This window comes from Xenorhabdus sp. KK7.4 (genome assembly GCF_963876465.1).
GTDB classification, from domain to species: domain Bacteria; phylum Pseudomonadota; class Gammaproteobacteria; order Enterobacterales; family Enterobacteriaceae; genus Xenorhabdus; species Xenorhabdus stockiae.
Genome location: NZ_CAWNQF010000068.1, coordinates 75,029 through 95,115, shown reverse-complemented (window position 1 = coordinate 95,115; position 20,087 = coordinate 75,029). Strand labels below are relative to the sequence as shown.

The following is a 20,087-nucleotide window of genomic DNA, read 5'->3' as shown; positions in this document are numbered from 1 at the left end:
TTTGGACAATTTTTCTCATTTGACGCCGCTCATTGCGCGGAATTGGTGGTACGATGGCCATAACTCAGTCCTTCCTTTTTGTGTTTTTTTGGTTTTGCGGTTAAAAAGTTCGCAAAAATAGGACTGAGTTTCTTTGATTCGCCTACCATTTTGAAAAGCTATTTAGCTTGCATAGCAGGAACTGCTGCATAAGAAATTGCACCAATGGTAGCTACGAGAATACCCATAATTATCATGGAGTTTCCGAAGAAGTACATAAGTAATAGATCAGCACTTAATAACAATAATATTGTCATAACAGAACGTTCCGTCCCAAGAAAATCTGTCATTTTTCCACCTATTACATTACCAACGGCAGCAAATATTCCATAAAATAACATCATATAACTTGCTGTCTCAATTGAAACGTTGGTTACCTGATAGAGCAAAGGTGATATATATGTATACAAAGTAAATGCACCTGTATAACCCAGTACAGTAACAAGTGCACCTAAAAGAAGAATAGGACTAAATATATAAGATAATGATTTTATCGGATGTATCATAACATTTTCTTTATCTCCTGTATTAGCTGGCATCCAAAAAATCAATCCTATGAATCCAACTAATCCAAAAACTGTAACCAAAGAAAAACTGAGTTTCCAAGATATGACACTTCCCAAATATGTTCCCACTGGAACACCTAATGCAAGAGCCAGAGTTAACCCAGTAAAAACATATGCTACTGCCGCTCCACTTTTTTCTGGGGGAACAAGCGCAGTAGCCACACTCGCGGAAACAGCCAAAAATAATCCATGAGCAAGTCCAGCCACAAATCTCGAAATAATCATCATTTCAACACTACTTGAAATTGTTGCCGCCAAACTTCCAAGAGAAAAAATCACCATTGTAACGAGCATTACACTTTTTCGAGACCATTTAGTAGTTATTGCAGTAAGAAATGGAGCTCCAATCGTCGCCCCTACTGCATAAGCTGTAATTGTCAGGCCTACTGAATCCACTGAGACATGAAAATCATTAGAAATAGCTGATACAAGTCCAATCACTAAAAATTCTGTCAATCCGAGTGCAAACGCACATAAAGAGAAAATATATATAACAAATGGCATATTTAACTCCCAAATATCTAATTACTATGTAAAATCATAGTAATTACAGAGTAGATATAATAAAAATAATTTTATTTTAGATATGATATCTATTTTTTTATATCACTTATTTTTCAATAAGTAGCTCAATATACTTTCACAATCATTAATTATAATTATTTCTTAGATAGGAGAAATACCAATGAGTTACCTTATTCAATTACGTAGCTTTCTTGATGTTTATCGATCTGGTTCTATTTCAAAAGCAGCAACTAGGCTTGGGATTAGCCAACCAGCAGTATCTGCTCACATACAATCTCTAGAATCATTCATGGGAAATATCTTATTTACTCGACGTTCTCATGGTGTTACACCGACTGCTGAAGCCGATGATCTTGCACTGCAAATAGCAACTCATTTGGATGTAATTGAAACTAAACTTTCATTAATTCGTGGTAAGTCAAAAAAAATTGAAGGCGTTATAAGAATAATTGCACCAGCAGATTTTTTATGGGCAAAATCAGCAAATATATTATCTACTATCACTAATAAACAACTTAGATTTAAACTTTTAATTGGTGATAGGAAAAAAATTTATTCTAGCCTGAATGATGGTGATAGTGATTTAGCTTTTACAACTTCACCACCGGATGAAAATAAATTTGGATTTGAAGTAATTGGAACTGAAAAGCTCATCATAATTGCATCATTATCCATAGCAAATGAGTTAAAAAATCAATTAATTACCCCTGATATATTAGAGAAACATCCATTAATCTCTTACGACAATCAATTACCTTTAATTAGAGATTATTATAAATTAGTTTTTGGCATTGATGCTAATGTTTTGCCATCAATTACCATATCCGACCTAAGAATTATTGAAAGAATAGTTAGTGATAACAATGGCTGGACTATTATGCCCGAGTACTTATGTGAAGAAGGATTGAAAGCTGGAAAAATCGTCAAAATAAATGATAAAACTAATACTCCAGAAAATAATTTTTATCTTGTTTGGAATAAGAGTTCATTGCGACACCCCAGAGTTTTATATGTTAAAGAACATATAATAAACTTAGCTAAATCAGGTTACTTTAAATGAATCAAACATTCATGAATGACCGCCTTAGACGTAGTTTATGAAACCTTCATTTCCAATTACAATTGGATATCTAGCCGGTTAATTATTTCAATAATAAAGCGAATCATCGTAAGAAAGTAATAGATTGAAGGTGATTTAGAAAAATGAATGCACAATTTTTTTATTAAACAATATATTTAAATGGATTTTTCAATCTTACCTTTTTAATTTCATAAACAACAATTTCATACAATATTTAACATATTGGTAGAGTTATAGTTCATGTAAAATCAACTTATGTGAATTAAAATATGATGTTTAAAACTGATAATTTTTGGATTAGTAATCTACCAGAAATCTCTTCAATTGCAACTATTGGCCCCGAAGGAGCAAGCAGTCAATCAGCAGCGAAATATCTGAGAAATCTAATTAGAAAACCCTTAGATATACTTCTTTTTGATACTTTTGAACTCGCCTCTAATTATATGGGAAAAAATGAATCGTGCATTCTTCTAGTCACCAACGCATATCAACGAGTAGATAACTTTTACATGGACAAAAAAATCCTTCTAATTGGGTCCTTTTTCTATTCACCTCCTGATTATTATCTTGGTTGTAAAAATTATCTTGCATTAAAGAAAAAGATAGCTGAGCAACAGACCATAAAAATAGCTACATATTACGCCCCTCTATCTCGTTTGGAGAGTCTAATTAGATCGCCTAAAAACAGGATATTTGGAATATCTGATGCTTATTTAGAAATAGAGATTATAAACTCTACAAGTCATGGAGCGAGGCTAGTTGTAAATGGCAACGTTGATTGTTGCTTAGCCAATTCTGACGCAATTAAACATTATGGGCTTACAGCAATATCTCACCCTCTACATATTGAAATGACATGGGGAGTATTTTTTAACAATCAGTTCATAAAAAGAACATTACATAATTGATAACAAAACGTGTGTATTAATAATCGACAAAAATCTTCCTCTTGGAGTAATTGCAACACAGCAACAATACTAGTTATTAGTCTTGGTTATACTCACCTGACAACATCAAAACTAGAATAGTCCACTGATTTTTAGGAGACAGACTCTTATGACTCAATTAATTGCAATGGCAGTTTTTGCTTTTGTAACTTCTATATCGCCAGGGCCTGTAAACATAATAGCAACAGTTACAGGAGCTAATTGTGGGTATATTAGAACTGTTCCACATATAACCGGTGCCACAATTGGTTTTGTATCAATTCTATTTTTACTGGGTTTTGGATTAGCTAAAGTTATAAATGAAGTACCATACTTAACCGAAAGTCTCACCTATATAGGGGGCTGTTTCCTGTTATACCTGGCCTATAAAGTTGCTATGCAAAATACAAAAATCAGTGATAATAGTGAGCCAGATGTCAATGCACCATCCCTTGTACAAGGAGTAATGTGCCAATGGCTTAACCCGAAAGCATGGATTGTGTCTTTAGCAGGTATATCCGTTTTTAGTAGTCATGATGCCGAAATTCATACACTGCTACTTTTTTGTGCGATTTTTTTTATTGTCTGTTATGCATCAATTTCAGCATGGGCTGTTTTGGGAATAACTATTAGGGTAATTTTGAATATACCTAAACATTATAAAATTTTTAACCTCACTATGGGGCTATTGTTAGCAATTACAGTCGTATATACTTTTTTTATATCCGGTTAGGAGCTATTGATATTATAAGACCATAATTTATTCGACTCATCTCGATAACCAGATAATGATAAATGCCAGTAAAAACATACTGGCATAATTTTTTATTATTATGTTGATATTACATAAAAAAATTTAATTTTATCTAAAAAAACAAACTAATGTAGTTCAATTAATCCAGATAGCTTCTTTCAACATAAATCTGCTAACATAGTTTACGTATGATTGTAAGATTTGGCTATTTTTGGTGAAAGTAATATTCCAAATAATCTTACTATCTAATAATCACCCTATAAAATATTAATAATCCCTAGAAGAGTATGAGCATAGATGACCAAACAAAAATTCTATCATTCGGATACCGTGCCAATTGAGTTACGCTCTTCTGAGAATTCGAAAGCCTGTTACGGAAAACACACTCATGAAGAATTTTCTATTGGAGCTATAGATTGTGGTCATAGTGATTATTTCAATAGTAATATTAAACGTAGAATACAAAAGGGTTCTCTTGTCATAATTAATCCCCTAGAGGTTCATTCATGTAGCCCAACACCAAATACAAATTGGAGCTACAAAATGATGTATATATGTCCTAAATGGTTAGGCTATGTGCAATCGATGGTTATAGGTAAAGAAGTAACAAGTTTTATCCCATTCTCAATTAATTATACCGATGATCCTAAACTTTATGTACAGTTTCAAGAATTAGCTGACACAATCATTCTTGATAATGACAAAATGAAAATAGAAGAAGATAGTATCTCTTTTTTTTCAAATCTGTTTTCACAGTCCAATGCCATACCTTTCGAGAAAGTTGAATCAAAGAACAATGTATCTAAGGCCTATGAATATATTTGTGGAAATTTTCGAAACAATATATCGATAAAGGATGTCGCTGTTCATTCTCAATTGAGTGAATATCATATTATCCACGCATTTCGAAAGGCATATGGTATTACTCCACATGCTATGCAAATTGTAATGCGTATTAATGAAGCAAAAATACTTTTGAGGCAGGGAATGAACATAGCCTCTGTTGCAACTGAATTAGGTTTTTATGACCAAAGCCACTTTCATAGGAATTTCAAAAAATTGGTAGCGGCGACACCTGCGGAATATAAAAAAGTGTCGTACTTCGGTAAATTCGAGCGCTCGGTAAAAGAATAGAGTGACTTTAATTTAAGGTATCTTTATGAAACGAAAATCACCCCCCAAAATTTACCGATAACTTTAAAATATAAACAGTTAATTTGGTTGCTGGACAAGGTCATACAGGCCACGGGCTGTGAAACCTTAAGTATTGCAACAACATCCTAATTCACATCCCCTAAATAGATAGGAAAATCAGCAGAAAAACGCTTTTCTACAATCAAGGAACGTAGGACCGCAGGAAATAAAGGCAAATTTATTACATCCTCTAAATTAATCCATTGAGCACTTATTTGATCTTTATCCGCTTTGATATCTCGATTATGAATATCGGGGTTTTTATCGGCAAGTGAGGCAAGAAAAATCAGTTCCGTTTGATGAACATCTTTATCAAATTGAGCAAATTCATGATTACTGCCTATATATTCTCTAACAAATACCAGCCGTGATGGTTCAACCTTATATGCAGTCTCCTCAAGACACTCTCTAATTAAGGTTTGAGTCAGTGTTTCTCCAAACAGTTGTCCTCCACCGGGCAAGGTATACCATTCATCTGAATCTGATTTATACCTGACGAGTAAGATCTGCTCTTTGTGAATAATGATAGCTTTTGCTGAAATACGAATAGTGGCAGCACTACTTTGATGCACAAATAATACTCCGATAAAAAGGGAATTTTAGCAAAAAGGCCCTGCTAAACAGAGCCTTTCACATATCAGAACAGCGAGGGAATTGTCAGCAATTAGCGACGGTCACCCAGAATGCGCAGCAGCATCAGGAACAGGTTAATGAAGTCCAGATACAGGGTTAATGCGCCAGTGATAGAGTATCTGCGCATGTTCTCTTTATCATTGACATCCAGCTCAGCACCCATTTCTTTCAGTTTCTGAGTGTCGTAGGCTGTCAGGCCGGCAAAAACCAGCACACCAATATAGGTGATTGCCCACATCAGAGCCGAGCTTTTCAGCCAGATATTGACCAAAGAAGCCAGAACGATACCAATCAGCCCCATAAACAGGAAGCTGCCCATACCACTCAGACTACGCTTGGTGGTGTAGCCATAAACGCTCAACGCACCAAACATCGCCGCCGAGATGACAAAGGTGCTGGCAATGGAGCCGCTGGTATAAACGACAAAAATGCTGGATATCGTCAGCCCGGTCAGCATGGAATAGAGCATAAATAGCCCGGTAGCTACCGCACCACTCATTTTATGTACCAAACCAGACAGCACAAACACCAATGCAAGTTGTGCAATGATCAAACCATAAAAAACGATGGAGTTACTGAAGATGGCATATAAGATTTCTGGTGTATTTGCTACATACCATGCAACAAATGCAGTTAACAACAGACCACAGGTCATCCAGCCATAGACCTGTGCCATATAAGTTTGTATACCTGAGCCAGCTTGCTGGACAATCGAACCGTTGGAACGTTGATATCGGTCCATGACGAGTACCTTTTATGACAATGTTGAAGGATTAAGACTGTTTAACAAAAAACAATCTGTTTCAAATGCTATACATTAGCATAGAACATGAACAAAACCATCTGCCAATTAATCACAATTTTAGTGATATATGATTTATCTACCCGCTTTTAGAGATAACTCGCAAAAGGCTTCATCAATATGTTTTTTATGATCTTATTTCACTACGTAAACCAGCGTTCTGCCGCTTCCTTATCACTTTTTCTTGCTTCTACCCAGCGTTCCCCAGTGTTAAGGGATTCTTTTTTCCAGAAAGGGGCCTGCGTTTTTAAATAATCCATCAGAAATTCGGCAGCGGCAAACGCTGTGCTGCGATGTGCCCCCGTTACGCCAACAAATACAATTTCATCCCCAGGATATAGTTTCCCAATACGATGAATAATGTTGATCCGTTGTAAAGGCCAACGTTGGCGGGCTTCATCAACAATTTTATGCAGCATGTTTTCTGTCATACCCGGATAATGTTCCAGAGTCAGTGCCTGAACATTATCACCCAAATTGTGATTACGAACTTTCCCCGTAAAAGTCACAATCGCACCATCTTCATCAGATTGTGCCAGCCATTGGTATTCCTCTCCGACATTAAACACTGCTTTCTGGATACTGATCCGTGTCTTTTCCATCGTTAGCCTCCGGTGACCGGCGGGAAAAATGCCACTTCATCACCGTCATTCAGTGGGTGTTCGGCGTGAACAAACGATTGGTTCACGGCTGCCAGCAATTTCCCATCCTCCAATGCCAGCTCCCAGCGTTCACCTTTTTCAAGTAGCGAGCTGCGAAGGTGTGCTACCGTCGGATAATCATTCGGTAATTCAAGAGAATCTGTACCTACCAATTCCCGTACCTGCGCGAAAAACAGAACTTTTATCATTTTTTCACCTTAAAATTTCCCGATTTCCCACCACTTTTTTCCAGCAAACGAACCGGCCCGATAACCATATCTTTTTGTACTGCTTTACACATATCATAAATGGTCAAAGCTGCCACGGAAGCCGCTGTCAGCGCTTCCATTTCTACCCCTGTCTTCCCTGTCAGGCGGCAGCAGGATTCAATTCTGACCCGGCTGTGTTCTGTTTGTGCTTCTAATTGAACTTCAACTTTACTAAGCAACAGCGGGTGACACAGTGGAATTAATTCCCATGTCCGTTTTGCTGCCTGAATGCCGGCAATACGCGCGGTTGCAAAAACATCCCCTTTATGATGATCACCGGAAACAATCATAGCCAGTGTTTCAGCCTGCATTTCGACAAAGGCTTCAGCTCTGGCCTCGCGTACTGTTTCTGTTTTGGCAGAAATATCTACCATATGGGCTTCGCCGGATGTATTGATATGAGTCAGTTGGGACATTCTCGCTCCTGAAAAATAAATTGAGCCGTTAAATTAACCACCAATGAAAGAAAGATTAGGGGTGATACCACTATCTCCCTGATGCAAAAAGTGAGTTTCACGCTTATGCCTCAACCCACCCTGTATGCGTAATTTCAAATCGTTAAGAGATCCGTCATCAGACAGCAAATCACGTAATGGAATTCCCTGCTCACCAAACAGGCATAAGTGAAGATTACCAATGGCAGAGACACGCAGGCGATTACAGCTTTGGCAGAAATTCTTCTCATACGGCATGATCAGGCCAATTTCGCCCTGATAATCCGCATGTCTGAAAACCTGAGCCGGGCCGTCACTACGTCCACGTTGTTGCAGTTTCCAGCCCTGCTGGAGTAAGCGGCTGCGTATTACATCACCGGAAAGATGATGGTGCCGGAAGTGTTCACTCCCTTCTCCCGTTTCCATCAGCTCAATAAAACGCAATTGAATCGGACGGTGTTTTATCCAGTCAAGGAACGCTGGCAGGCAGGTATCATTGATATTTTTCATTAATACCGCATTCACTTTGACTGTGCTAAAACCTGTTTCAAAGGCTGCATCAATGCCACGCATAATCTGAAAGAATTTATCCTGCCCGGTAATAGCATGAAACTGGCGAGGATCAAGACTATCCACACTCACATTAATCGCTGTAAGCCCCGCTTCCTTCCAGCGGGCCACATCGCGCTCCATCCGGTAACCATTCGTCGTAACCGCAATTTTTCTAATCTGCGGGTTTTCATGCACTGCTGCGATTATGTCGCAAAAATCACGGCGCATAGTGGGCTCGCCACCAGTCAGACGAATTTTTTCGGTGCCTAATTCTGCAAAAGCGCGGCTAACACGGTGGATCTCCGGCAAAGTAAGAAATGATTTGTTGAGTTGATTGCTGCCAGGCTGGTAGCCGTTAGGCAGGCAGTATGTGCAACGAAAGTTGCATACATCAGTAACCGATAACCTCAAGTAATAAAACTTGCGGGAAAATGTATCGATAAGTTGTTCCACTATAACACCTTCCAATCATGGGGGATGCAAGCATTTCTGCCTTGCACCCTGGTGACTCAGGAGCCACGGCCAAAGCATCATATCGATGTGGTATTAATTTGATAGAACAATTTACGGTAGAATCAATTAATAAAAAATTTATACAACAAAGACTTAGACGCAGAGGCTAGGGGTTAATTTCAAATTTAATCATCATATGAATCATGACATACGTGACTAAACCTTGCTGTGGGATTCTACCCCTTAAATTAGAAAAAAGCTAACGACAATATCGATATATATTTTATTATACAAAGAGTTACAAAAAACCATCAACTTCAGACTATTGTCACCTATTCATTCTGTTTATATCCTGAAATATTTGATAAAAATCGCATAAAATCATGGTGATTGCTAAAAGCATCATACTTTATGGTAGATTATATAAAATTTACTCAAGCACATTTAATTCAGTAGCAGGAATCCTATGCGAAACCGAACATTAGCCGATTTGGATCGTGTGGTTGCCCTTGGCGGTGGTCACGGACTTGGGCGCGTTATGTCATCTCTCTCCTCCCTTGGTGCCCGCCTGACTGGTATTGTCACAACAACAGATAATGGCGGCTCAACCGGGAGAATAAGGCGCTCAGAAGGCGGTATCGCCTGGGGTGATACCCGGAATTGCCTTAACCAGCTGATCACGGAGCCGACTGTTGCTTCAGCTATGTTCGAATATCGGTTTGGCGGTAGTGGAGAATTAGCCGGACATAATCTGGGCAACTTAATGTTGAAGGCTTTAGATCATTTAAGCGTCCGCCCTCTTGAGGCAATTAATCTGCTCAGAAATTTGCTGAAAGTAAATGCACATTTGATCCCTATGTCCGAACAAGCCGTCGACTTAATGGCAGTGGATGCTCAGGGCTATGAAGTGCATGGAGAAGTGAATATCGACCAGCTGGATTGTGTTCCAAAAAAGTTAATGCTTTATCCCCATGTCAGCGCCACCAAAGAAGCTCTGGAAGCGGTTGAACAGGCTGATTTGATCTTGATAGGCCCGGGCAGTTTCTTTACCAGCTTAATGCCATTATTGTTACTGGAAGATTTGACCCAGTCCCTGCGGCGCAGCAATGCCAATATGATTTATATCGGTAATTTAGGGAAAGAACTCAGCCATGCGGCGGCCGATCTTTCATTGAAAGAAAAACTTGAGATGATAGAAAATACAATCGGGCGCAAAATGATCAACGCAATCATTGTTGGCCCACGTACTGATATTAGCCTGCTAGATGACCGAATTGTTACACAACAGGTCTTAGAGGCGCAGGATGTTCCCTATCGCCATGATCGTGAGTTATTACGACAAGCCATAGAAGATACGCTGCAAAAACTAGGCTAATAATACCGTTGATGGAGAGTGTTTTGTTTCACTCTCTACACTTCATCTTTCAAGTTGCCTTTTTGTTGGCCTCACTCACTCACCCCAGTCACATAGTTATCTATGCTCCTGGGGATGAACTTCCTTGCCGCCGCGACGCATCTTGAAATCCATTGTGTATCCATTCTGATTAGTCATTAATTAACGGCTGGCAATAATCTCAGGAATTAGCGATAAACTGTGCTCTCAATGCCTGAACCTGATCGCGCATGTTAGCTGCCTGCTCAAATTCAAGATCCCGCGCATATTGATACATTTTTTCTTCCAATTCACGGATTTTGTTTTCCAGTTCCTTCGCAGATAATTTATGGAAATCATCAACCCCCAAATCAGATTTGCTTCTATTTTTGGTTCTGTTTTTTCCTTTACCATTACTAGGCTGACCAAGTTGTAGGATATCGCCAACTTTTTTATTCAGCCCTTTTGGTACGATACCGTTTTCTTCGTTAAATGCCTGTTGTTTCGCTCGACGCCGTTCTGTTTCATTGATGGCTTTTTCCATAGAAGCGGTAATTTTGTCGCCATACAAAATAGCTTTACCATGCAAGTTACGCGCTGCACGCCCAATCGTCTGAATCAGTGAGCGCTCTGAACGCAGGAAGCCCTCTTTATCTGCATCCAAAATGGCTACCAAAGAGACTTCCGGCATATCGAGACCTTCACGCAACAAGTTGATCCCCACCAGTACATCAAATTCACCCAAACGCAAATCACGAATAATTTCAACCCGCTCAACGGTATCAATATCAGAGTGGAGGTAGCGCACCCGCTCTCCGTGTTCTTCCAGATATTCAGTTAAATCCTCAGCCATACGTTTAGTCAGAGTGGTGACTAATACACGTTCATTTTTAGCCGCCCGGATACGGATTTCAGACAGCAAATCATCCACCTGAGTTGCTACCGGGCGGACTTCAACTTCAGGATCAATCAGACCCGTTGGGCGTACCACCTGTTCGACCACCTCATTACCGGATTTTTCCAGTTCATAATTGCCGGGGGTTGCTGATATATAGATGGTTTGTGGTGCCAGCGCCTCGAACTCTTCAAAACGCATCGGGCGGTTATCCAGTGCTGATGGCAGACGGAAGCCGTATTCCACCAGCGTTTCTTTGCGGGAACGATCTCCCCGATACATAGCACCAAGCTGTGGAACAGTGACATGGGATTCATCCACCACCAGCAAGCCATCCGCAGGAAGATAGTCAAATAAAGTCGGAGGGGGTTCACCCGGTGCACGACCAGACAGATAACGGGAATAGTTTTCTATACCGGAGCAATATCCCAGTTCATTCATCATTTCGAGATCAAATTGTGTTCTCTGAGTGATGCGCTGCTCCTCCAGTAACTTATCTGAAGCCAAAAGGACTTTGCGCCTGTCAGCTAATTCAACTTTAATCTCTTCTATCGCCTGAAGGATACGCTCACGAGGTGTTACATAGTGCGTTTTAGGATAAACCGTATAACGGGGAACGTTATACTCAACCTGACCCGTCAGTGGATCAAACAGGGAAAGCCGTTCAACTTCATCGTCAAACAGTTCGACACGTAACGCATGTTCATCTGATTCGGCCGGAAAAATATCAATGACTTCGCCACGCACACGGAATGTTCCCCGCTGGAATGCCTGATCATTGCGCGTATATTGCAGTTCAGCCAAACGTCGCAGGATAGAGCGCTGATCGATCAACATACCATTTGTCAGATGAAGCATCATTTTCAGGTAGCTATCAGGGTCACCCAGCCCATAAATAGCGGAAACAGAAGCCACAACAACCACATCTCTTCGCTCCAGCAGCGCTTTGGTCGCAGATAGTCGCATCTGTTCAATGTGTTCGTTTACAGAGGCATCTTTTTCAATAAAAGTATCAGAGCTGGGGACATAGGCTTCAGGCTGATAATAATCATAATAAGAAACGAAGTACTCTACGGCGTTTTCCGGAAAAAACTCTTTCATTTCACTATAGAGCTGAGCTGCCAGTGTTTTATTGGGAGCCAGAACCATTGTTGGCCGGTTCATGTTGGCGATGACATTGGCAATCGTAAACGTTTTACCTGAACCCGTGACTCCCAATAATGTCTGATGGGCAAGGCCATCTTCCAGCCCATCCTGTAGTTTACGGATGGCTTCTGGCTGATCACCGCCAGGTTCGAAATCAGAATGCAACCTGAATACTTTGTTCGTTTCTTTACTCATCTTCCACCCGATAACATTGCACAGCTCTATCCTTATTTATTTCCAAGCCATCACCCGAAAATACACAAGATATAAACGCTAACCAAAACGCTCTTATAATACTGGATAAAAAAACAGCTTCAAGTGGGCTAACAAAATAATATTGCCGTCCCACTTAAAAGCCGCACCTGATAGAAAATAACAGAACCAACATATAACATTATGTGATATTAACCTTTAGTTAACATTATGTGAGCCTATTTTTATCCCCAGACAGTCTTTTTGTCTTTTTTATTTTCGTATTAGTTATTGAAATGATAAAGCAGGGAATGGCAAAGAGATAGTAAAAGGAATTGATTTTATATAACCGGTTAATTTTGAATGAAAAAAAATCAAAGGAGAGAATAACAGCAAATCTTGCGCAAGCCGCGTATTATCTTGTGTCAGACCACTTGTCTAAAACTAATACACAAGGTTATCCACAGGAACAGTGGATAACTCAACAAATCCTATTAACGATGGGAAGTTGCAGAGTTATCCCCCATTATGGATTTTCTCAATAACAGAGTGTTTTCATGCTATTTTAGAGTTAATTTACGTTATTTTTTGTTCAAAAATAGTACAAAAATTGCCGAAATGGAGTGGATTCTATACTAACATTTCAGCTGCCCCACTAATCCCTATGGGAATTTTAACCAACATCGTTTAAACAATTAGTTAACCAATAAATCAATGTTTATATATTTCCCTATGTCATGGCGTTCTACTTCCAGCCCACTCATATGGGGGATCACACCAAGTAATTGAGCCGGCATCATTCTCTTCAATGTCGCCAGATATTCAGCCTGACGCCTGCCGGGTGGCTCAATTTCATTCGCAACCCAGCCTGCTAATTTCAGCCCGGAATCCTGAATCGCTTTTGCTGTTAACGCTGCATGGTTAATACAACCTAATTTCACGCCTACTGTTAATATTACGGGCAACTTTTCCTCAATCACCCAATCAGCAAAAGTGTTATTCTCAGATAGCGGTGTATACCAGCCTCCGGCTCCTTCAATGAGTACCCAGTTTGCTTTTGCCGATAATTCGCTCAGGCCTTGTGACATCACAGAAAACTCAATAGGCTGATTGAGTTCAGCACTGACAATGTGAGGAGATGTAGGTTCAATAAACGCTAACCGGTTAACCTCCTGATAGGTAAGAGGTACTGAGCTGTTATGCAATAACGCCAGAGCATCCCCATTGCGAATACCTTCAGAAGTGAGTTCACAGCCTGATGCAACCGGTTTATAACCCGCAGTCTGATAACCTTTTTCATTAGCCGCCTGTAATAAAGCACAACTAACAACCGTTTTACCCACTTCAGTATCAGTTCCGGTAAGAAAGTATTTACTTGTCACAATAAATAACTCCAAAAACAATTTGATAGCTTAATGGGTAATCCCCATTATTTTTGGGATAAGCTTCTGAAAGCGCATTCATACGTTTTCTTGTCATCAGCCCTTGCTGACGCCCATGATGAAGGTGTGTGGCTCCAATTCCTTTTAGGGAATTTAATAAAGGCAGCAATTGTGGATAACGCTGATTATATTGCTGATACCTGATTTGATTCCGGTACGGCTGACATGCATCTGCAATAGTCTGTAAAGGCAGAAACTGGTTAATGTGTCGGTAATCATCAACTTGTTTCCATGCTGCTTCCAGCTCCCAGAGCGATCCCTGTGCTAAGGTGGAAAATAAGATAAGCCCACCGGGACGGGTTACGCGATGAAACTCCTGCAATACCCGAGGCAGTTCATTGCACCACTGCACCGCTAAGTTACTGAAACAGACATCGACACTGTTATCAGCCAGCCCCAGATTTTCAATATCACCTTGCAGATAATAATCAGCAACCTGCAACCCTTTGGCATGACTTAACATACCGGCAGACAGATCCAGTGCGATAACCTGTTTACCCTTCTGTTTCCAGTGTTCGCTGAAAAAACCCGTCCCACAGCCAGCATCCAATACCCAATTACCGGTATCTTCTGGCTGTGCCATTTTCATCAGATATTCACCTGTTTGTTGCTGTAGTTTCGCCGTGGCATCATAGCGCGAAGCCGCTCTGCCAAAAGCGCCAGCAATTGCCTGTTTATCAACACAGGTTTTAATAAAACTGTTTTTAGCAACACAGCTAGCAGTCAAATCCACGTAAAGCCTCCAGTAATACATCAATATCCTGTAGGGTGTGATCCGCCGTCAGCGTAATACGCAAGCGGGCACTATCCGGTGAAACTGTCGGAGGCAGAATGGCTTTTACCCATAGGTTTTGTTGTTTCATCGTTTCGGATAAGGCAATGCAGCGTTCATTATTACCGATGATCACAGGCTGAATAGCGGTTTCAGAATCCGTCAGAGAAAAAGATAAGTTTTGTGCTTCACGACGAAAATACTGGATATTATTTTGCAGACGCTGGCGCAATTCATCTCCTGCCCTAATCTGGCGCGTGGCCTCGGAAAGTGCAACTGCCTGAGCCGGTGGCATAGAAGTGCTATAAATCAGGTGTCGGGAATATTGAACAAAGTATTCTGCGGTCTGTTCATCACACAGTACCGCAGCCCCGCTCAAACCAAATGCCTTACCAAAAGTAACGATTAAGATCTCCGGCTTAACATTCTGTAACCAGCAGCTCCCCCTCCCCTCATCACCATAAATACCAATACCGTGGGCATCATCCACCATCAGCCAGCTACCTGTAGATTGTGCCAGCTGAGTAATTTCACTGAGTGGTGCGCTGTCTCCGTCCATGCTAAAAACACCTTCTGTCACCACCAGTGTTTTACCTGCACATGATTTGCCTAAATGCTGTTTTAGAGAAATCGGGTTATTGTGCAAAAAACGCCGAAACTGAGCCGGTGAATGCATAGCCGCCTCCATCAGGGAGGCGTGGTTCAGGCGATCAGCAATAATGCGATCCTCTTTTTCCATCAGAGCCGCTATCACGCCCTGATTAGCCGAATAGCCAGAAATAAACAGCAAGGCACGGGAATAACCAAGCCACTCCGCCAGTTGTTGCTCTAGCGCATGGTGAGCCGAGGTATATCCGGTTACATGCCCTGAGCCGCCACTACCAACACCGTATTGCTCAGCGCCTTGTTGCCACGCAGCAATAACCTCAGGATGCTGGCTCAATCCGAGATAATCATTACTGGAAAAGTTCAGGTATTGTTGCCCATCAGAGGTGTAGAGATGTCGTCCATTTGAGCTTTGATGAGCCTGTCTGCGGCGCCATAAGGATGTGCCCCGGCGTTCGGCCAATCGCCGGGAAAGAGAATCTGACCAACTCATCATATTGCCGCATTATAGAATTGTTCATTGTCAGCATTATTAATGATGGCTTCTGTCAGGTGTTGTTGCTGCTGTTTGTCACCAAATGCTATTTTTGTCTGCTGAGGGTTAATGCCCAGTCTACGGAACAGTTGCAAGTCTTTGTCTTCGCCCGGATTCGGGGTAGTCAGTAATTTGCAGCCATAAAAAATGGAGTTAGCGCCTGCCATAAAACACATGGCCTGTGTCTGCTCATTCATCTGCTCGCGCCCCGCAGATAAACGGACATGAGATTTCGGCATCATAATACGAGCTACAGCGATAGTGCGGATAAAATCAAATGGATCGACTTCTTCATTATTTTCCAGCGGTGTTCCTTTCACTTTCACCAGCATGTTAATTGGAACGCTTTCCGGTGGTTTAGGCAGGTTTGCCAGTTGCACTAACAGAGCTGCACGGTCACGAATTTCTTCACCCAGTCCTACAATACCGCCAGAGCACACTTTAATACCTGCATCCCTGACATTTTCCAGTGTATCCAGCCTGTCCTGATAACTGCGCGTAGTAATAATATTGCCGTAAAATTCCGGTGAGGTATCCAGATTATGGTTGTAGTAATCCAGACCTGCTTCTGCCAGACGCTGTGCCTGAGACGGATTCAGCATTCCCAGTGTCATGCAGGTTTCCATGCCCAATGACTTAACTTCCTGAACCATTTTTTCCAGATAAGGCATATCCCGTTCGTGTGGGTTTTTCCATGCAGCACCCATACAAAAGCGGGTCGAACCTGCATTTTTAGCCTTACGGGCAGATTCGATAACTTTCTCCACTTCCATCAGGCGTTCTTTTTCCAGACCTGTTTTGTAACGGGAGCTCTGTGGACAATATTTACAGTCTTCAGGGCAGGCTCCTGTTTTTATTGAAAGAAGTGTACTGACCTGTACCTGTTGTGGATCAAAATGTTCACGATGTACTTGCTGTGCCTGAAACAGTAATTCAAAAAAAGGCATATCAAACAGGGACTGAGCCTGCTTGATTGTCCATTGCTGACGCTCACTCACAATAACTTCTCCAGCATGAAATAAAACATGAAATAAAAGTTGTCAGTTTAAATAACGCCGCTATCATGTCAACCAAAACTAGATCAAAAAGGTTTACAACAAATTTATTATGAATCCTTCAGATATTGACTTTGACCTGCGACACATCTGGCATCCATATACATCCATGAGCAACCCACTACCGACTTATCCGGTCGATTCTGCCAGTGGTGTTGAATTGGTATTGTCAGATGGGCGTAAATTAATTGACGGTATGTCTTCATGGTGGGCGGCAATTCACGGCTACAATCATTCCGTACTTAATGAAGCCGCAAAATCGCAAATTGATAAAATGTCGCATGTGATGTTTGGCGGCATTACTCATCCACCAGCAGTAGAATTGTGCAAACAACTGGTAGCAATGACGCCTGCATCGCTGGAATGTGTTTTTCTGGCCGATTCCGGCTCGGTTGCCGTGGAAGTTGCCATGAAAATGGCTTTGCAATACTGGCAGGCAAAAGGGCAACAGCAGCAGAAAAGACGACAAAAATTTCTGACCCTACGTCATGGTTATCATGGTGATACTTTCGGCGCCATGTCGGTTTGTGATCCCGAAAACTCTATGCACAGTCTGTATCAGGGCTATCTCCCCAATCATTTGTTTGCTGATGCCCCACAATCCCGCTTTGATGGCGAATGGCAGCCAGAAGATATCTCTTCTTTCCAGCAATTACTGTTACAGCATCATGATGAAATCGCCGCCGTTATTCTGGAGCCAATTGTTCAGGGAGCCGGTGGAATGCGGATCTACCACCCTGAATACCTGCGCAAGGTGCGCAACCTTTGTGATGAATACCAAATTTTGCTGATCGCAGATGAAATCGCCACCGGCTTCGGGCGAACCGGCAAGCTCTTTGCCTGTGAACACGCAAATATCGAACCAGATATTTTGTGCTTAGGTAAGGCGCTGACAGGCGGCTATATGACTTTATCCGCAACATTAACGACCCGCCATGTTGCCGAAACCATCAGTCAGGGTGAGGCAGGCTGTTTTATGCATGGCCCGACATTTATGGGAAATCCGCTGGCCTGTGCCGTTGCCGGAGCCAGTCTGAAATTACTCACTGAAAGCCCGTGGCAGCAACGCATTCACTCAATTGAATCCGGCTTAAAAGCAGAGTTATTGCCTCTGAAATCATATAATTCAGTTAAAGACGTCCGGGTATTGGGTGCCATTGGTGTGGTGGAAATGAAACAACCTGTTGATGTAGCCGCATTACAGCGCCACTTTGTCCAACAGGGAGTCTGGATCAGACCATTTGGGCGTTTAATTTATTTAATGCCGCCTTATATTATTCAGCCTGAGCAGTTATTGAAACTGACAAATGCTATTGCTGATGCAGTAATTTAATTATTAACGGCAGCACTAATAATAATGCTGCCACTTTTATTTATTATAAAAAATAACAAGCCATTTATTAGTAAAAGTCAATTCCTGATAAATATTGGCAATCAATTAAATGCATTCCTTCTCATCTAAATAAAATATTTTTGTTATATTCCACTCAGTCTTATTTACTTTAATCAGAGAGGAATACACTATGAATCAGGAAAAATTGTCCGTACCTTCTAATGAAGAAATGGAAGCTATATTTAAACAGTCTCAGGATACTTATGAACAAGAACAATTACATTATGAGGCGATAGCAAAAGAAAAGCCTGAGCTTGCTAATTTGTTTGGGGGGATTCCTGTAATAAACCCACCAATTTATCCTATTCCTGTTATTAAAACGGCAGAGTATGTTAGCGGATATTTTAATATTAACACCTATCATCAAATTGGAAGCTATCCATTCATTCAGGTATCATCTTATCCTGTTTTAATTGGCAACAATCCACATACAAGAAGAAATGCTAATTTCAACGGATATATTTATGGCAGCTATAACATGCCACAAATAAATCTTAACAACCTTTATCTTAGTGGAGTAGTTCATCACACCAATACAATCATAAACACACCACTTAATTTTCAGCTTTTTATTTACCCACAAAAAATTCACCTGCGTTTATTTAAAGGAAATGTTTATTTAGGTGATTTAATTTCTGTATATCAGCATAATATATTGGTTACATACCCTATTGTTTTCTCCGGGATTGGAACTTTTAATTTCGTCTAAAATAATTTTTAAATACAAATTTATTTTTTGTATATTACAGAAAAATGATGAATTGCCGCGCCAAAAATCTGCGCGGCTTTTTACTTATAGTGCCAGTACCGTTACCCACATTGGGCCTTTACCAACCGGATAACGTGCCAATTGAGTAAGTTTTCCGGTGTATTTATCAATACCGGATACGGAAATATGATCTGATTTTTGCCCAGAGGCAATTAAGAAACATCCACTATGATCGATAGCAAAACCACGGGGCTGGGTTTCTGTTGGGTAATGCCCTGCCAATGTCAGATGATAACCATCTTCTGACACGATAAAGTGGCTGATAACACTCTCAGAGCGCTCACTGGTATAAAGATGACGGCCATCAGGAGTGATGTGAATATCCGCAGACCAGCGAACAGCCGAGAAATCAGCAGGTAACGAATCAATTGACTGCACAATCCGGTATTTTTCCCATTTACGTAGTACATCAACGGTTGAATCGAGTTCATTGATGCAATAAATGGCCTCTTTTTCAGGGTGGAAAGCCATATGACGTGGGCCAGCTCCGGCTTTTGTCGTCATTTCATCAGCACGACGTTCTGTCAGATATCCGTGATCATTCAGATCAAAAATACGGATGTGATCCTCCTTCAGACATGGAACCAGTAACTGACGGTTTTCCCGATCAATATTGGCGGAATGTGGCGCTTTCAGTCCTTCTACGACTTGAATCGGCGCTTTAGCAATGCCCTTTTCATCAATAGGATGGACACTTAAGTTATTGAAGCTATAGGAAGCAGAAAATAAAAAACGCCCTGCTCTGTCCGTTGAGATATGTGTCGGACTTCCCGGTAGCGGGGCAATAGATTGCTGCTCCAATCGTCCGTCAGCACTAATTTTATAAGTTACGATGCTGAACTGAGGGCGTATCCCAACATATAAATGCTTTCCATCAGGATGGATGACCATTGGCTGTACTTCGCCCGGTACACTGACTGTCTGGATCAGTGAAAGTTCTCCGGCAATATTCAGGGACCAGACGTGGATCTGACGACTATTCGGACTCGCTGTATAAACTACTTGTTTCATTTTCTCTCCTTAAAGCTCCATCACTATTTT

The 20,087-nt window shown here is 41.0% G+C and carries 20 protein-coding genes and 1 riboswitch; of the genes, 7 read left to right on the top strand and 13 right to left on the bottom strand.

The annotated features are described in order from the left end of the window. Nucleotides 1-158: 158 nt before the first annotated feature. The gene (locus tag AACS90_RS09955) at nucleotides 159-1,109 is read right to left on the bottom strand and encodes an MFS transporter (protein WP_241538271.1); all 951 of its coding nucleotides are present in this window, start codon (nucleotides 1,107-1,109) and stop codon (nucleotides 159-161) included. Between the two features lie 181 nt (nucleotides 1,110-1,290). Here AACS90_RS09955 and AACS90_RS09950 point away from each other — a divergent pair, with 181 nt between their 5' ends. From AACS90_RS09950 to AACS90_RS09935, 4 genes are all read left to right on the top strand, one after another. After that, nucleotides 1,291-2,190 (top strand): LysR family transcriptional regulator, encoded by a 900-nt coding sequence (locus AACS90_RS09950; protein WP_099122520.1) that lies wholly within the window; start codon nucleotides 1,291-1,293, stop codon nucleotides 2,188-2,190. Between the two features lie 290 nt (nucleotides 2,191-2,480). Beyond that, complete coding sequence (locus AACS90_RS09945) at nucleotides 2,481-3,119, top strand: hypothetical protein (protein WP_099122519.1); 639 nt, start codon at nucleotides 2,481-2,483, stop codon at nucleotides 3,117-3,119. Nucleotides 3,120-3,267: 148 nt separating this feature from the next. Next, complete coding sequence (locus tag AACS90_RS09940) at nucleotides 3,268-3,870, top strand: LysE family translocator (RefSeq protein WP_099122518.1); 603 nt, start codon at nucleotides 3,268-3,270, stop codon at nucleotides 3,868-3,870. Between the two features lie 318 nt (nucleotides 3,871-4,188). Continuing rightward, nucleotides 4,189-5,025, top strand: coding sequence for an AraC family transcriptional regulator (locus tag AACS90_RS09935; RefSeq protein ID WP_099122517.1), 837 nt, complete (start codon nucleotides 4,189-4,191; stop codon nucleotides 5,023-5,025). A 146-nt stretch (nucleotides 5,026-5,171) separates the two neighbouring features. Here AACS90_RS09935 and AACS90_RS09930 read toward each other — a convergent pair whose 3' ends face one another. The 6 genes from AACS90_RS09930 to moaA all read right to left on the bottom strand — a co-directional run bounded on the left by AACS90_RS09930 (nucleotide 5,172) and on the right by moaA (nucleotide 8,872). Further along, nucleotides 5,172-5,657, bottom strand: coding sequence for an NUDIX domain-containing protein (locus tag AACS90_RS09930; protein WP_099122516.1), 486 nt, complete (start codon nucleotides 5,655-5,657; stop codon nucleotides 5,172-5,174). 92 nt (nucleotides 5,658-5,749) lie between these two features. Then, on the bottom strand, nucleotides 5,750-6,460 hold the full coding sequence (locus AACS90_RS09925) for a Bax inhibitor-1/YccA family protein (RefSeq protein WP_099122515.1): 711 nt from the start codon (nucleotides 6,458-6,460) through the stop codon (nucleotides 5,750-5,752). 203 nt (nucleotides 6,461-6,663) lie between these two features. Beyond that, nucleotides 6,664-7,122, bottom strand: coding sequence for a molybdopterin synthase catalytic subunit MoaE (gene moaE, locus AACS90_RS09920; protein ID WP_099122514.1), 459 nt, complete (start codon nucleotides 7,120-7,122; stop codon nucleotides 6,664-6,666). Between the two features lie 2 nt (nucleotides 7,123-7,124). After that, nucleotides 7,125-7,370, bottom strand: a complete 246-nt coding sequence (gene moaD / locus AACS90_RS09915) for a molybdopterin synthase sulfur carrier subunit (RefSeq protein ID WP_099122513.1) — start codon at nucleotides 7,368-7,370, stop codon at nucleotides 7,125-7,127. Beyond that, nucleotides 7,367-7,846 carry a cyclic pyranopterin monophosphate synthase MoaC gene (moaC, locus tag AACS90_RS09910; protein WP_099109139.1) on the bottom strand — a complete coding sequence of 160 codons (480 nt, stop codon included), beginning with the start codon at nucleotides 7,844-7,846 and terminating at the stop codon, nucleotides 7,367-7,369. The genes moaD and moaC overlap by 4 nt, the downstream gene beginning before the upstream one ends. 33 nt (nucleotides 7,847-7,879) lie before the next feature. Beyond that, nucleotides 7,880-8,872: a GTP 3',8-cyclase MoaA gene (gene moaA, locus AACS90_RS09905; protein WP_193757229.1), complete on the bottom strand. Its 993-nt coding sequence runs from the start codon at nucleotides 8,870-8,872 to the stop codon at nucleotides 7,880-7,882. Continuing rightward, nucleotides 8,859-9,054, bottom strand: a riboswitch (molybdenum cofactor riboswitch). (Overlaps the previous gene by 14 nt.) Before the next feature lie 281 nt (nucleotides 9,055-9,335). On the opposite strand from moaA, the gene yvcK reads away from it, so the two are divergent. After that, on the top strand, nucleotides 9,336-10,244 hold the full coding sequence (gene yvcK, locus AACS90_RS09900; protein ID WP_099122511.1) for a uridine diphosphate-N-acetylglucosamine-binding protein YvcK: 909 nt from the start codon (nucleotides 9,336-9,338) through the stop codon (nucleotides 10,242-10,244). A 199-nt stretch (nucleotides 10,245-10,443) separates the two neighbouring features. On the opposite strand, the gene uvrB is transcribed toward yvcK, so the two are convergent. From uvrB to bioB, 5 genes are all read right to left on the bottom strand, one after another. After that, the gene (gene uvrB / locus AACS90_RS09895) at nucleotides 10,444-12,477 is read right to left on the bottom strand and encodes an excinuclease ABC subunit UvrB (protein ID WP_099122510.1); all 2,034 of its coding nucleotides are present in this window, start codon (nucleotides 12,475-12,477) and stop codon (nucleotides 10,444-10,446) included. A 692-nt stretch (nucleotides 12,478-13,169) separates the two neighbouring features. Beyond that, nucleotides 13,170-13,856: a dethiobiotin synthase gene (gene bioD, locus AACS90_RS09890; protein WP_099122509.1), complete on the bottom strand. Its 687-nt coding sequence runs from the start codon at nucleotides 13,854-13,856 to the stop codon at nucleotides 13,170-13,172. Beyond that, nucleotides 13,846-14,649, bottom strand: coding sequence for a malonyl-ACP O-methyltransferase BioC (gene bioC / locus AACS90_RS09885; RefSeq protein WP_241538270.1), 804 nt, complete (start codon nucleotides 14,647-14,649; stop codon nucleotides 13,846-13,848). The genes bioD and bioC overlap by 11 nt, the downstream gene beginning before the upstream one ends. Then, on the bottom strand, nucleotides 14,633-15,787 hold the full coding sequence (gene bioF, locus AACS90_RS09880) for an 8-amino-7-oxononanoate synthase (protein ID WP_099122507.1): 1,155 nt from the start codon (nucleotides 15,785-15,787) through the stop codon (nucleotides 14,633-14,635). The genes bioC and bioF overlap by 17 nt, the downstream gene beginning before the upstream one ends. After that, nucleotides 15,787-16,827 (bottom strand): biotin synthase BioB, encoded by a 1,041-nt coding sequence (gene bioB, locus AACS90_RS09875; RefSeq protein ID WP_099122506.1) that lies wholly within the window; start codon nucleotides 16,825-16,827, stop codon nucleotides 15,787-15,789. Before bioB ends, bioF begins: the two co-directional genes overlap by 1 nt. A 109-nt stretch (nucleotides 16,828-16,936) precedes the next feature. Between bioB and bioA the strand changes: the two genes are divergently transcribed. Both bioA and AACS90_RS09865 read left to right on the top strand, forming a co-directional pair. Then, nucleotides 16,937-18,217: an adenosylmethionine--8-amino-7-oxononanoate transaminase gene (gene bioA / locus AACS90_RS09870; RefSeq protein ID WP_099122505.1), complete on the top strand. Its 1,281-nt coding sequence runs from the start codon at nucleotides 16,937-16,939 to the stop codon at nucleotides 18,215-18,217. A 190-nt stretch (nucleotides 18,218-18,407) separates the two neighbouring features. Then, a complete protein-coding gene (locus tag AACS90_RS09865; RefSeq protein ID WP_099122504.1) occupies nucleotides 18,408-18,986 on the top strand; it encodes a hypothetical protein in 579 nt (192 codons plus the stop codon). Nucleotides 18,987-19,070: 84 nt separating this feature from the next. Here AACS90_RS09865 and pgl read toward each other — a convergent pair whose 3' ends face one another. Then, the gene (pgl, locus tag AACS90_RS09860) at nucleotides 19,071-20,057 is read right to left on the bottom strand and encodes a 6-phosphogluconolactonase (RefSeq protein WP_099122503.1); all 987 of its coding nucleotides are present in this window, start codon (nucleotides 20,055-20,057) and stop codon (nucleotides 19,071-19,073) included. Nucleotides 20,058-20,087 lie beyond the last annotated feature (30 nt).